Source organism: Pseudomonas sp. 1L-B-1-E-C1 (assembly GCF_057291835.1).
Genome location: NZ_JBXAWN010000014.1, coordinates 24,175 through 39,307, shown reverse-complemented (window position 1 = coordinate 39,307; position 15,133 = coordinate 24,175). Strand labels below are relative to the sequence as shown.

The 15,133-nt window shown below is 63.0% G+C and carries 3 protein-coding genes; 2 read left to right on the top strand and 1 reads right to left on the bottom strand.

Annotated features, from left to right (window positions below; all coding sequences use genetic code 11):
* Positions 1-106: 106 nt before the first annotated feature.
* Entirely contained in the window at positions 107-661 is a 555-nt protein-coding gene (locus AC0Z4S_RS22740) for an RNA polymerase factor sigma-70 (RefSeq protein ID WP_253503942.1), read from the bottom strand.
* Positions 662-1,032: 371 nt separating this feature from the next.
* On the opposite strand from AC0Z4S_RS22740, the gene AC0Z4S_RS22735 reads away from it, so the two are divergent.
* Together AC0Z4S_RS22735 and AC0Z4S_RS22730 are read left to right on the top strand one after the other, a co-directional pair.
* Positions 1,033-14,031 (top strand): non-ribosomal peptide synthetase, encoded by a 12,999-nt coding sequence (locus tag AC0Z4S_RS22735; protein ID WP_485624684.1) that lies wholly within the window; start codon positions 1,033-1,035, stop codon positions 14,029-14,031.
* A 182-nt stretch (positions 14,032-14,213) separates the two neighbouring features.
* Positions 14,214-15,029 carry an alpha/beta fold hydrolase gene (locus tag AC0Z4S_RS22730; protein WP_485624683.1) on the top strand — a complete coding sequence of 272 codons (816 nt, stop codon included), beginning with the start codon at positions 14,214-14,216 and terminating at the stop codon, positions 15,027-15,029.
* Positions 15,030-15,133 lie beyond the last annotated feature (104 nt).

Here is a 15,133-nt window from a genome sequence, read left to right as displayed (position 1 = left end):
ATCGTCCGATCGCGGCCCGAGCCTTCGGCAGCTCCTACAGAGGAATGCATTCTCATGTAGGAGCTGCCGAAGGCTGCGATCTTTTTCTCCTTCAGGCGACGCGGGTTCAGCGACGACCCGCGTTCACCACATCCCGCCGACTGCCCGAGACCTTGCGGCAGTGCACCAGCGCATCACGAATCATGAAGTTGACCAGGGTCGGCGATACGCCGAGTTCCTTGGCGATGTCTTTCTGCGGTACGCCGTGCAAGCGGTACATCTCGAAGGCGTAGCGGGTGCGGCTGGGCAGCTCGGTCAGCGCATCGGCGATGTGTTCCAGGGTCGAGAAGTTGATATGCGAGGTTTCCGGCGAAGCGCCCTGAATCACCACGTTCAAGCCTTCCTCTTCCGGGCCTGAGTATTTCTGTTCGAGCGCCTGCTTGCGGTAGTGATCGATGGCGAGGTTGCGCACGATCTGGAACAGGTAGCTCAACTGAGCCTTGATCGACGACGTGATCGGCGGCGCCGATTGCAGTCTGAAAAACGCATCCTGAACCACATCTTCGGCACGAGACCGGCAACCGGTAATGCGGGCTGCAATCTTGACCAGAATCAGTCGATTGTCGACGAATGCCTGAAGTAGCGGTGAATCGCACCTGCTTGTGGATACTTGTTCCGTCATGGAAATCACCTTGCTGCCAATAGGTTAGTGGGAGGGCCTCGGGGGACGGCGCCGTCCTACACATCGAGCGACAAATTATGTTGAATGATAATGATTGTCAAATGAGAAAGAGAAGTAGTGCTGTAAGTCGATGTGTTTTGCGAACTGCGACACGCCGCCGCACCCTGGCCCCGCTGGACGCCGCGCCTGCCGACTAATTATTTGCAGACGTCATCCGTTCTCATTGGTGAATGGTTCGGGGTGTAGATCCCCGGCCACAGCGCATTCCGATGCCTTGCGCGGTCGGCACAGACCGCGCCCCGCACGCCTCTCGACAAGCGTGACGCAGCACCCCGATTCCACTTGCAAGCCGAATTCAGGCAGGAAACCTCATGACCGACGCGTTCGAACTCCCCAGCACCCTGGTCCATGCCCTCAAGCGTCGCGCAGCCCTGACGCCGGACCGACTGGCCTTGCGGTTTCTCGCCGAAAACGCCGAGCAGGCTGTGGTGCTCAGCTATCGCGAACTGGATCAACGCGCGCGCACCATCGCCGCTGCGTTGCAGGCCGAGGCCGGTTTCGGTGAGCGCGCGGTGCTGCTGTTTCCCAGTGGTGCGGATTACGTCGCGGCGTTTTTCGGCTGCCTGTATGCCGGTGTGATTGCGGTGCCGGCCTATCCGCCGGAGTCCGCCCGTCGCCACCATCAGGAGCGCTTGCTGTCGATCATCGCCGACGCCGAGCCCAAGCTGTTGCTGACCAGCGCCGACCTGCGCGATGCCTTGCAGCAAATCGACGGCGCGCCGCCGCTGTTGTGTGTCGACACCCTCGACAGCGCACTGGCCGAACGCTGGGTTGAACCGGACCTGCCTGCCGAGCACATCGCATTCCTGCAATACACCTCCGGCTCCACCGCGCTGCCGAAGGGCGTGCAAGTCAGCCACGGCAATCTGGTCGCCAACGAACTGCTCATCCGTCACGGATTCGGCATCGACGTCAACCCGGACGACGTCATCGTCAGCTGGTTGCCGCTGTATCACGACATGGGTTTGATCGGTGGTCTGTTGCAGCCGATCTTCAGCGGCGTGCCGTGCATTCTGATGTCGCCGGCGTACTTCCTCGGGCGGCCATTGCGCTGGCTGGAAGCGATCGCCGAATACGGCGGCACCATCAGCGGCGGGCCGGATTTCGCCTATCGCCTGTGCAGCGAGCGGGTCAGCGAATCGGCGCTGGAGCGCCTCGATCTGAGCCGTTGGCGCGTGGCCTATTCCGGCTCCGAGCCGATCCGCCTCGACACTCTTGAACGTTTCGCCGAGAAATTCGCCCCCTGCGGTTTCAGTGAGCACAGTTTCATGGCTTCGTACGGTTTGGCCGAGGCGACCCTGTTTGTCGCCGGCACACCGCGCGGCGCCGGCATCCCGGCGCTGCGCGTGGACGATCAGGCGCTGGCGCACAACCGCGCCGAGCCGGGCGACGGCAGCGCGATCATGAGCTGTGGCATCAGCCAGCCTGAGCACGCGGTGCTGATTGTCGAACCGAATACGCTCGAGCAACTGGCGGACAACGCGGTCGGTGAAGTCTGGGCCGCAGGCCCGAGCATCGCCCACGGTTACTGGCGCAATCCCGAAGCCAGCGCCAAGGCCTTCGTTCAGCACGCCGGCCGCACCTGGTTGCGCACCGGTGATCTCGGCTTTGTCCGTGACGGCGAATTGTTCGTCACCGGGCGCCTGAAAGACATTCTCATCGTCCGTGGTCACAACCTCTATCCGCAGGACATTGAGCAGACCGTCGAACGCGAAGTCGAAGTCGTGCGCAAGGGCCGCGTGGCGGCATTCGCGGTTGATCACGACGGCGAAGAGGGCATCGGCATCGCTGCGGAAATCAGCCGCAGCGTACAGAAAATCCTTCCGCCAGAAGCGCTGATCAAAGCCATTCGTCAAGCCGTGGCCGAGGCGTATCAAGAGGCGCCAAGTGTGGTGGTGCTGCTCAATCCGGGCGCGTTGCCGAAAACCTCCAGCGGCAAACTGCAGCGCTCGGCGTGCCGTAATCGTCTGGCCGAGGGCAGCCTCGACAGTTACGCGGCGTTCCCCTCGACCACAGCCGAAACCCAAACCGCGACCAGCAGCACCTCGGATCTTGAAGCGTTGATCGGGCAGATCTGGGCCGAGCAACTCAACATCAAACAGATCAACGCCGACGATCACTTCTTCCTGCTCGGCGGCAACTCGATCGCCGCGACGCAAGTGGTCGCGCGGGTTCGCGAAGCACTCGGTGTGGAGCTGAACCTGCGCCTGCTGTTCGAAGCCCCCACCTTGTCCGCCTTCGCCGCCGCTGTGGCGCAGCAGCAACAGGACGGCGGCAGCGCCAAGGATGCGATCACCACGCTGTCGCGCAGCGAGCCGATGCCACAGTCGCTGGCGCAAAACCGTCTGTGGATCACCTGGCAACTCGACCCGCACAGCAGCGCCTACAACATTCCCGGCGGCTTGCGCCTGCGTGGCGAACTGGACGAAGACGCTGTGCGCAGCAGCTTCCAGCAGTTGATCGAACGCCACGAATCTTTGCGCACACGTTTCTTCGAACGCGACGGTGTGGCATTGCAGCAAGTGCTCGCCGCTGCTGAATTCAATCTGCAACTGATCGACATCTGCGGCCTGCCAGCGGCCGAGCGTGAAGCCCGCGCCGAGCAGATTCGCGAAGACCAGGCGCGCACTCGGTTCGATCTGGAAAAAGGCCCGCTGCTGCGAGTGACGCTGGTGCGCCTCGATGATGAAGAGCATCAATTGCTGGTGACGCTGCACCACATCATCGCCGACGGTTGGTCGCTGAATATTCTCCTCGACGAATTCTCGCGCCTCTACGCCGCCGCAACCCAAGGCACGACGGCGACACTGGCAGCACTGCCCACGCAATACGCCGACTACGGCAACTGGCAACGGCAATGGTTGGCGCAAGGCGAGGGCGAGCGGCAACTGGCGTACTGGAAAGCGCAGTTGGGCGATGAGCAGCCGACACTGGAACTGGCTACCGATCATCCACGCTCGGCCAGACAAAACCACAGCGCTGCGCGGCACAGCGTGCGCCTGAGTGCTCAGCTCAGCGAGGCGATCCGGCACACGGCGCAGACACACGAAGCCACGCCGTTCATGCTCCTGCTCGCAGCGTTTCAAAGTCTGCTGCACCGCTACAGCGGCCAGCGCGATATTCGCATCGGCGTGCCCAACGCCAACCGCCCGCGCCTGGAAACCCAAGGCCTGATCGGCTTCTTCATCAACACCCAGGTACTGCGTGCACAGATCGATTCGCGCCTGCCGTTTGCAGAGCTGTTAGGCCAGACCCGCCAGGCTGCTCTGGGTGCTCAAGCCAATCAGGATCTGCCCTTCGAGCAACTGCTCGAAGCCTTCCCGCAGGCCCGCGAACAGGGACTGTTCCAGGTCATGTTCAACCATCAGCAGCGCGACCTCAGTGCGCTCAAGCGCCTGCCGGGTCTGCTCGCCGAAGAGCTGCCGTGGCACAGCCGCGAAGCCAAGTTCGATCTGCAGTTGCACAGCGAAGAGGATCGCAACGGGCGCCTGACCTTGTCGTTCGACTACGCCAGCGAACTGTTCGACGCCGCGACTATCGAGCGACTGGCCGCGCATTTCCACAATCTGCTGAACGAAGTTTGCGAACAGCCACAGCAGGCCATCGGCGATCTGCGCTTGTTGACCGTTAACGAGCAGAATCAGCAGAAGGACTGGAGCGTCGCACCGTGCAGCCCGGCGCAACAGTGGCTGCCGGAACTGCTCGAGCAACAAGTGCACAAAACCCCGCAACGCGCCGCGTTGGTGTGGGACGACGGTAGCCTGGATTTCGCCGAGCTACACGCGCAAGCCAACCGGCTCGCGCATTACCTGCGCGACAAAGGCGTCGGCCCGGACGTGTGCGTGGCCATCGCTGCCGAGCGCTCGGCGCAATTGCTGATTGGTCTGCTGGCGATCATCAAGGCCGGCGGCGCCTATGTGCCACTGGACCCGGATTACCCGGCGGAACGCCTCGCGTACATGCTCAGCGACAGTGGCGTCGAATTGCTCCTGACCCAGACCGAACTGCTTGAGCGCCTGCCAGCAAGCGACGGTGTCAGTGTGATCGCCATGGACGCCTTGCACCTGGACAAATGGCCGAGCCACGCACCGGGCCTGCACCTGCATGGCGACAACCTCGCCTACGTGATTTACACCTCGGGTTCCACCGGGCAACCGAAAGGCGTCGGCAACACCCACGCCGCGCTGGCCGAGCGCCTGCAATGGATGCAGGACACTTACCTTCTCGACGAAACCGACGTGCTGATGCAAAAAGCGCCGATCAGTTTCGACGTCTCGGTGTGGGAATGCTTCTGGCCACTGATCACCGGCGCGCGTCTGCTGCTTGCCGCCCCGGGCGAGCACCGTGACCCGCATCGCATCGCGCAACTGGTCCAGGAGCACGGCGTGACTACGCTGCACTTCGTCCCGCCGTTGCTGGCGCTGTTTATCGACGAGCCGCTGAGTGCCGAATGCACCAGCCTGCGTCGGGTATTCTCCGGCGGTGAAGCACTGCCGGCCGAACTGCGCAATCGCGTCCTCGCGCAACTGCCGGCGGTGCAACTGCACAACCGTTACGGCCCGACTGAAACCGCGATCAACGTCACCCATTGGCACTGCACAACTGCCGATGGCGAGCGCTCGCCGATTGGCCGGCCGCTGGGCAATGTGATCTGCCGCATCCTCGATGCCGATCTCAACCCGGTTCCGGCGGGCGTGCCGGGTGAGCTGTGCATCAGCGGCAGCGGTCTGGCCCGTGGCTATCTCCGCCGTCCGGCGTTGACCGCTGAGCGCTTCGTCGTCGATCCACTGGGCGAGCAGGGCGCACGTTTGTACCGCACTGGTGACCGTGCGCGCTGGACATCCGACGGTGTGATCGAATACCTCGGCCGTCTTGATCAGCAGGTCAAACTCCGCGGCTTTCGCGTCGAACCGGAAGAAATCGAAGCGCGGCTGCTCGGTCAGGAGGGCGTCGCCCAAACCGTGGTGCTGGTGCGCGAAACCGCTGCCGGTGCGCAACTGATCGGCTACTTCACGACAACCGATTTGCGTGAAGATGCCGATGAGCAAATCGCTCGCCTGAAAGCCGCTTTGGCCGCCGAGCTGCCGGAGTACATGGTCCCGGCGCAACTGCTGCGCCTCGACGCGATGCCGCTGAGCCCCAGCGGCAAACTCGACCGCCGCGCCTTGCCTGAACCGCAATGGCAGGTGCGTGAACACGTCGAACCGGTCAGCGAACTGGAACAACAAATCGCCGCGATCTGGCGCGAAGTGCTCGGCCTCAATCAGATTGGCCTGCGTGACGATTTCTTCGCCCTCGGCGGTCACTCGCTGCTGGCCACACAAATCATCTCCCGCACACGTCAGGCCTGTGACGTCGAGCTGCCGCTGCGCACGCTGTTCGAGCACAGCGAACTGGGCGATTACGCCGAACAGATCCGTTTGATCCAGGCCAGCGGCCGCACCAACCAACAGCTGCCGATCGGCAAAGTAGATCGCAGCCAAGCGGTGCCGTTGTCCTATTCGCAGCAGCGCATGTGGTTCCTCTGGCAGATGGAACCGGACAGCCCGGCGTACAACGTCGGCGGCATGGCGCGCCTGCGTGGCGTGCTGCATGTCGAGCATTTCGAGGCGGCGTTGCAGGCGCTGATCGTGCGCCACGAAACCCTGCGTACCACGTTCCCCAGCATCGACGGCGTTGCCCGCCAGCAAGTGCATGCCGAGACCGGTGTGCGCATGGGCTGGAAGGATTTCTCCAGCCTTCCGGCGGCTGTGCGTGAACAACAAGTCCAGCAACTGGCCGATGCAGAAGCGCACCGGCCGTTTGACCTCGAGACCGGCCCGCTGCTGCGCGCCTGTCTGGTCAAGACTGCCGAGCACGAGCATTACTTCGTTCTGACCCTGCACCACATCGTCACCGAAGGCTGGGCGATGGACATCTTTGCTCGTGAACTCAGCGCGTTGTACGAAGCGTTCGTCGACGAGCGCGAATCACCGCTTGAACCGCTGCCGGTGCAATACCTCGACTACAGCGTCTGGCAGCGCCAGTGGCTGGAATCCGGCGAGCGTCAGCGCCAACTCGACTATTGGACTGCACAACTGGGTCGCGAACATCCGCTGCTGGAATTGCCCGGCGACCGTCCGCGTCCACCGGTGCAAAGCCATCAGGGCGAGCTGTTCCGCTTCGATCTGAGCGACGATCTCGCCGCCCGGGTGCGGGCGTTCAACGGCCAAAACGGTCTGACCCTGTTCATGACCATGACTGCCGCGCTCGCCACGTTGCTCTACCGCTACAGCGGCCAGACCGACCTGCGCATCGGCGCGCCGGTGGCCAACCGCATCCGTCCGGAAAGCGAAGGGCTGATCGGTGCGTTCCTCAACACCCAGGTGCTGCGTTGCCAGCTCGACGGGCAGATGTCGGTCGGCGAATTGTTCGAGCAAGTGCGCCACACGGTGATCGAAGGCCAGTCGCATCAGGATCTGCCGTTCGATCATCTGGTCGAAGCCTTGCAACCGCCGCGCAGCGCCGCTTACAACCCGCTGTTCCAGGTGATGTGCAACGTCCAGCGCTGGGAATTCCAGCAAAGCCGCACGCTGGCCGGCATGACCGTCGAGTATCTGGCCAACGATGCGCGGGCGACCAAGTTCGACCTCAATCTGGAAGTCACCGACCTCGACCATCGCCTCGGGTGCTGCCTGACTTACAGCACCGATCTGTTCGACGAACCGACCATCGCGCGCATGGCCAGGCATTGGCGCAACCTGCTTGAAGCGTTGATCGCTGATCCGCAGCAACGCCTCAGTGAACTGCAGCTGCTCGATAAGCCTGAGCAACAGCAGCTGCTCGACAGCCTCGGCATCGAGCCGGGCGAGCATCGTCTCGATCAGTGCATCCATCATCTGTTCGCCGAGCAGGCACTGGCGCGCAAAGACGCACCAGCACTGACTTTCGCTGGGCAGACCCTGAGCTACGCCGAACTCGATGCCCGTGCCAATCGTCTGGCCTGGGCGCTGCGTGAACGCGGGGTCGGCCCGCAAGTGCGGGTGGGTCTGGCGCTGGAGCGTTCGCTGGAAATGGTCATCGGCCTGCTGGCGATTCTCAAGGCGGGCGGCGCCTATGTGCCGCTGGATCCGGAGTACCCGCTCGACCCTCTGCACTACATGATCGAAGACAGTCGCATCGGCCTGCTGCTCAGCGATCGGGCGATGTTCGAAGCACTCGGCGAGTTGCCCCTAGGTGTGGCGCGTTGGTGCCTGGAAGATGACAGCGCCGGGTTGGCTGCCTACCCGGCCAGCGAGTTGCCGTTTATCAGCCTGCCGCAACATCAGGCGTATCTGATCTACACCTCGGGCTCGACCGGCAAACCGAAAGGCGTGGTGGTGTCCCACGGCGAAATCGCCATGCACTGCCAGGCCGTGATCGAACGCTTCGGCATGCGCCCGGACGACTGTGAACTGCATTTCTATTCGATCAACTTCGACGCCGCCACCGAACGTCTGCTGGTGCCGTTGCTCAGCGGAGCGCAAGTGGTGTTGCGGGCGCAAGGCCAGTGGGATGCGGAAGAAATCTGCGGCTTGATTCGTACGCATCGAATCACCGTCCTCGGTTTCACGCCGAGCTACGGCAGCCAGTTGGCGCAGTTCCTCGCTACACAGAACGAATTCCTGCCGGTGCGGATGATCATCACCGGCGGTGAAGCGCTGACCGGCGAGCATTTGCAGCGCATCCGCGCGGCGTTCCAACCGGCGCAGTTCTTCAACGCCTACGGCCCGACCGAAACCGTGGTCATGCCGCTGGCCAGTCTGGCGCCGCAGGTGCTGGAAGAGGGCGCCGGCAGTGTGCCGATCGGCAGCGTGATCGGCGCGCGGGTCGCGTACATTCTCGACGCCGATCTGGCGTTGGTGCCGCAAGGTGCGACCGGTGAGTTGTTCGTTGGCGGCGCCGGTCTGGCCCAGGCCTATCACGACCGTCCGGGCATCACCGCCGAGCGTTTCGTCGCTGACCCGTTTGCCGCTGATGGCGGGCGCATGTATCGCACCGGCGACCTGGTGCGCCAGCGTGCCGATGGTCTGGTCGAGTATCTGGGGCGCATCGACCATCAGGTGAAGATCCGTGGTTTCCGTATCGAGCTGGGCGAAATCGAAACGCGCCTGCTCGATCACCCTTCGATCCGCGAAGCCGTAGTGCTGGCGCTGGACGCACCGAGTGGCAAGCAACTGGTGGGCTACCTGGTGACCGAAGTAGCCGAGCAAAGTGAGGCGCAACAAGCTGAATTGCGCGAGGCCCTGAAAGCTCACCTCAAGGCGCAACTGCCGGATTACATGGTGCCGACCCAGTTGATGCTGCTGGCGAGCATGCCGCTCACCGCCAACGGCAAACTCGACCGCCGCGCCTTGCCGGCACCGGATCCGCAGCTCAATCGGCAGGACTACGTCGCGCCGAGCAACGAACTGGAGCAGACCCTGGCGCAGATCTGGTGCGATGTGCTCAACGTCAGGCAGGTCGGCCTCAACGATAACTTCTTCGAACTCGGTGGCGACTCGATTCTGTCGATTCAGGTGGTCAGCCGCGCACGTCAGCAGGGTATTCACTTCAGCCCGCGTGATCTGTTCCAGCATCAGACCGTGCAGACCCTCGCTGCAGTTGCCAGTCGCACGCAGCAGGTGACTGCCGAGCAAGGTCTGGTCGACGGCGAATCGCGGCTGACACCGATTCAGCATTGGTTCTTTGACACTGAAATTCCTGAGCGCCAGCACTGGAATCAGGCGCTGTTGCTGGAACCGACTGTGCCGCTCGAGCCGCAACGTTTACGCCAGGCTTTGCTGGCGGTGATCGAGCAGCACGATGCACTGCGTCTGTGTTTCACCCAAACCGATGGCGTATGGCAAGCGACGCACCAAGCGCTGACGGATGAGGATGTGCTGTGGCAATTCAGCGTCGATTCGCTGGAACAGTGCGAGGCCCTGTTCGCCGACGCGCAACGCAGTCTGCATCTGCATAACGGCCCGTTGCTGCGCGCAGCGCTGGTCGATGGCGCCGATGCGCAGCAACGCCTGTTTATCGCCATCCACCACTTGGTGGTCGACGGTGTTTCCTGGCGCGTGTTGCTCGACGATCTGCAAACGGCGTATCGCCAACTCGACGCTGCGCAGCCGCTGAGACTGCCGGCGAAAACCAGCGCCTTCAAGGACTGGGCCGCGCGATTGCAGGCCTACGCCGGCAGCGAATCGCTACGTGAAGAGTTGAGCTGGTGGCAAGCGCAACTGGCCGGCCCGAGCGCTGACCTGCCTTGCGAGAATCCGCAGGGCGGCGGGCAGAATCGTCATGCGCAAACCGTCAGCGTACGCCTCGATGCCGAGCGCACCCGGCAGTTGCTGCAACAGGCACCGAGCGCATATCGCACTCAGGTCAACGACTTGCTGCTGACCGCGCTGGCCCGTGTGCTGTGCCGCTGGAGCGGCCAGCCGTCGGCACTGATTCAACTGGAAGGCCACGGTCGCGAAACCCTGTTCGACGAGATCGACCTGACCCGCACGGTCGGCTGGTTCACCAGCGCCTACCCGCTGCGCCTGACTCCGCACACCATCGAAGAGGCCGCCGGGCAGGGCGCTTCGATCAAGGCAATCAAGGAACAACTGCGCGCCGTGCCGCACAAAGGTCTCGGTTATGGCGTGCTGCGTTATCTCGCCGATGACGGTTGCCGGCAGAGCATGGCTGCGCTGCCGAGCGCGCCGATCACCTTCAATTACCTCGGCCAGTTCGACCAGAGTTTTGCCAGCGATGCGCTGTTCCGTCCGCTCGATGAGCCGGTCGGTGCCGCCCACGATCCGCAGGCGCCGTTGCCGAACGAGCTGAGCGTCGACAGTCAGGTGTATGGCGGCGAATTGCTCCTGCGCTGGACCTTCAGCGCCGAGCGTTATGACGCGCAGACCATCCACGATCTGGCCGATGCTTACGTCGGTGAGCTGCAAAGCCTGATCGAACATTGCCTGCAGGACGGGGCCGGCGGTCTGACGCCGTCGGACTTCCCGCTGGCGAAACTGACCCAGACGCAACTCGACGCCTTGCCGGTGCCGGCCGCGCACATCGAAGACGTCTATCCGCTGACGCCGATGCAGGAAGGCATGCTCCTGCACACTCTGCTCGAACCGGGCACCGGTCTGTACTACATGCAGGATCGTTACCGCATCAACAGCGAACTCGATCCCGAGCGTTTCGCTCAGGCCTGGCAAGCGGTGGTCGCCCGTCACGAAGCGTTGCGTGCCTCGTTCTGCTGGAACGTCGGCGAAGACATGCTGCAAGTGATTCATACGCCGGGACGTACACCGATCGAGTATCTGGACTGGAGCGCGGTCGCCGAAACCGAGCAGGAACCACAGCTGCAAGCGCTGCTGAAAAGCGAGCGCGAGGCCGGTTTCGATCTGCTCAATCAGGCGCCGTTTCACCTGCGCCTGATCAAGGTCGGCGCGGCGCGCTACTGGTTCATGATGAGCAATCACCACATCCTCATCGACGCCTGGTGCCGCTCGCTGCTGATGAACGACTTCTTCGAGATCTACACCGCCCTTGGCGAAGGTCGTGAAGCGCAGTTGAGCGTGCCGCCGCGTTATCGCGACTACATCGGCTGGCTGCAACGCCAAAGCCTGGCCGAAGCGCGGCAGTGGTGGCGGCAGAATCTGCAAGGCTTCGAGCGCACCACGCCGATCCCGAGCGACCGGCCGTTCCTGCGCGAACACGCCGGTGACAGCGGCGGCATGATCGTCGGCGACCGTTACACTCGTCTGAATGTCGAGGACGGCGCACGTCTGCGGGAGCTGGCGCAGGCACATCAACTGACCGTCAACACCTTCGCCCAAGCGGCGTGGGCTCTGGTCCTGCGACGCCTGAGCGGTGATCGCGACGTGCTCTTCGGCGTGACCGTGGCCGGGCGCCCGGTGGAGATGCCGGAAATGCAGCGCACTGTCGGTCTGTTCATCAACAGCATTGCGCTGCGGGTGAAGATGCCTGCGGACGATCAGCGCAGCAGCGTGCGCCAGTGGCTCAGCGCGTTGCTCGAAAGCAACATGCAACTGCGCGAGTACGAGTACCTGCCGCTGGTGAATATCCAGGAACAGAGCGAATTACCCAAAGGCCAGCCGCTGTTCGACAGTCTCTTCGTGTTCGAAAACGCACCGGTGGAAGTCTCGGTACTGGACCGCGCGCAGAGCCTGAATGCGACCTCGGATTCCGGCCGTACCCACACCAACTTCCCGCTGACGGCGGTGTGCTACCCGGGCGATGACCTTGGCCTGCACCTGTCGTATGACCAGCGTTACTTCGACGAGTCGACGGTCGAGCGCATGCTCGCTGAGTTCAAGCGCCTGCTGCTGGCGCTGGTCGACGGCTTCCATGGCGAAATGGCCGAGCTGCCGCTGCTGGGCGACCAAGAGCGCGATTTCCTCCTGCACGGTTGCAACCAGAGCGGCCACGACTATCCGCTGGAGCAAAGCTACGTGGCGCTGTTCGAAGCCCAGGTCGCGGCGCATCCGCAGCGCATTGCCGCCAGTTGCCTCGATCAGCAATTGACCTATGCCGAGCTGAACCACAATGCCAATCGCGTCGGCCATGCACTGGTCGCTGCCGGTGTGCGGATGGATCAACCGGTGGCGTTGCTCGCCGAGCGTAATCTCGACCTCCTCGGCATGATCATCGGCAGCTTCAAGGCTGGTGCCGGTTACCTGCCGCTGGACCCGGGCCTGCCGAGCCAGCGCCTGAGCCGCATCATTGAGCTCAGCCGCACGCCGTTGCTGCTGTGCAGCGCTGCCTGCCGTGATCAGGCGCAGACCTTGCTCGAGGAGTTCGGCTGTTCGAATCGTCCGCGCTTGCTGGTGTGGGAAGAGGTGCAGGCGTCGGCGGCAGCTGCGAGTAATCTGGGAATTCACAGCGGCCCGAACAATCTCGCCTATGTCATTTACACCTCGGGCTCGACCGGCCTGCCAAAAGGCGTGATGGTCGAGCAGCGCGGCATGCTCAACAACCAGTTGAGCAAACGCCCGTACCTCGACTTGAGCGAGGCCGATGTGATCGCGCAGACCGCTTCGCAAAGCTTCGACATTTCCGTCTGGCAATTCCTCGCCGCGCCGTTGTTCAGCGCGCGGGTCGACATCGTGCCGAACGCAATTGCCCACGATCCGCAAGGGTTGCTGGCGCATGTGCAGGCGCAAGGCATCACCGTGCTGGAGAGTGTGCCGTCGCTGATTCAGGGCATGCTCGGCGCTGACCACATGAGCCTCGACGGCCTGCGCTGGATGTTGCCGACCGGTGAAGCGATGCCGCCGGAACTGGCGCATCAATGGCTGCTGCGTTACCCGGATATTGGTCTGGTCAATGCGTACGGCCCGGCGGAATGCTCGGATGACGTGGCGTTCTTCCGCGTTGACCTGGCCTCGACACGCGGCAGTTATTTGCCGATCGGCACGCCGACCGACAACAACTTGCTCTATCTGCTCGATGGTGCGCTGGATCTGGTGCCGCTGGGTGCCGTGGGTGAATTGTGTGTGGCTGGCACCGGTGTCGGTCGCGGCTACGTCAGTGATCCGCTGCGTACGGCTCCGGTATTCGTGCCGAACCCGTTCGGCGCGCCGGGCGAGCGTCTGTACCGTACCGGGGATCTGGCGCGGCGACGCGCTGACGGCGTGCTGGAATACGTCGGCCGCGTCGATCATCAGGTGAAGATTCGCGGTTACCGCATCGAGCTCGGTGAAATCGAAGCGCGCCTGCACGAACAACCGGAAGTGCGCGACGCTGCGGTTGGCGTACAGGAGGGCGTCAACGGCAAGCATCTGGTGGGTTATCTGGTTGCGGCCGATGCAGCGCTCAATCCGGGCGAACGCCTGGAACGGATCAAGCAGCGCCTGCGCGCCGAACTGCCGGAATACATGGTGCCACTGCACTGGCTGTGGCTGGAGCAGATGCCGCGCAATGCCAACGGCAAACTCGACCGTAAAGCCCTTCCGGCGCTGGAGATCGGCCAGTTGCAGAGCCAGGATTATCTGGCCCCGCGCAACGAGCTGGAGCAGACCCTGGCTGATATCTGGGCCGAGGTGTTGAAGGTGGAAAAGGTCGGCGTGCGCGATAACTTCTTCGAACTCGGCGGGCATTCCTTGCTGGCGACGCAAATTGCATCGCGGGTGCAGAAAGCCCTGCAACGCAACGTGCCACTCCGCGCGATGTTCGAGTGCAGCACGGTGGAGGAACTGGCCGAATACATCGATGGGCTGGCGGCCAGTGCCATTACCGAGGAGAAGGTTGATCGGTTGAATGATCTGATGGCGGAGCTGGAGGGGCTTTAGTTCTCCGGCGGCTGGACCGGCCTCTTCGCGAGCAGGCTCGCTCCCACACTGGATCTGTGGCGTTCATAAATCCCCTGTGGGAGCGAGCCTGCTCGCGAATGGCTTCTGTACATTTCCACCCTTGACGATCAACAACCGGCAGCTCAGTCTGCCGGTTCTGTTTTTTCTCCCGGAGGTGGTCGATGCCCTTTTTCACGGTTGACGGACAAGCGCTGCACTACATGGATCAAGGCACCGGCCCGGCCGTGTTGCTCGCTGGCAGTTATCTCTGGGATCAAGCGATGTGGGCGCCGCAGATCGCCGCGCTGACCCCGCACTATCGCGTCATTGCCCTGGATCTGTGGGGGCATGGCGAGTCCGGCAAGTTACCTGAAGGCACCACATCGCTGGATGACATCGCCCGTCAGGCGCAGGCCCTGCTCGATCATCTGGACATCGACCGCGTCACCCTCGTCGGGCTATCGGTCGGCGGCATGTGGGGCACGCGCCTGGCACTGTCCGCGCCGCAACGTCTCAACGGTCTGGTGCTGATGGATACCTACGTCGGCGTCGAGCCGGAACCGACCCGGCAATATTACTTCTCGCTGTTCAAGCAGATCGAAGACAGCGGCACCATCTCCGAGCAACTGCTGGACATTGTCGTGCCGATCTTCTTCCGCCCGGGCATCGACCCGCAGTCGCCGCTGTATCAGGACTTCCGCGCAAAACTGCAGAGTTATTCGCCCGAGCGCTTGCGCGAAAGCATCGTACCGATGGGGCGCATCACCTTTGCCCGCGACGACCTGTTGCCACGCCTGGGCGAGCTGAACGCGGCGACGTCACTGGTGCTATGCGGCGATCAGGACAAACCACGACCACCCTCGGAAGCCCGGGAAATGGCTGAATTGATTGGTTGCCCATGTGTGCTGGTGCCGGAGGCGGGGCATATCTCCAATCTGGAGAATCCCGAATTCGTCACTGAGGCGCTGTTAGCGTTTCTGGCCGAGCGCAACCGCTAGACCGAGTGAGCTTCATTCGCGAGCAGGCTCGCTCCCACAGTTAATCGCATTCTGGCTGAGGGAATGCAGTCAACTGTGGGAGCGAGCCTGCTCGCGAAAGGGCC

Bases quoted from the DNA above. Each gene is read 5' to 3' on its own strand.
- AC0Z4S_RS22740 (WP_253503942.1), bottom strand. From the start codon at position 661: ATGACGGAACAAGTATCCACAAGCAGGTGCGATTCACCGCTACTTCAG.
- AC0Z4S_RS22735 (WP_485624684.1), top strand. From the start codon at position 1,033: ATGACCGACGCGTTCGAACTCCCCAGCACCCTGGTCCATGCCCTCAAG.
- AC0Z4S_RS22730 (WP_485624683.1), top strand. From the start codon at position 14,214: ATGCCCTTTTTCACGGTTGACGGACAAGCGCTGCACTACATGGATCAA.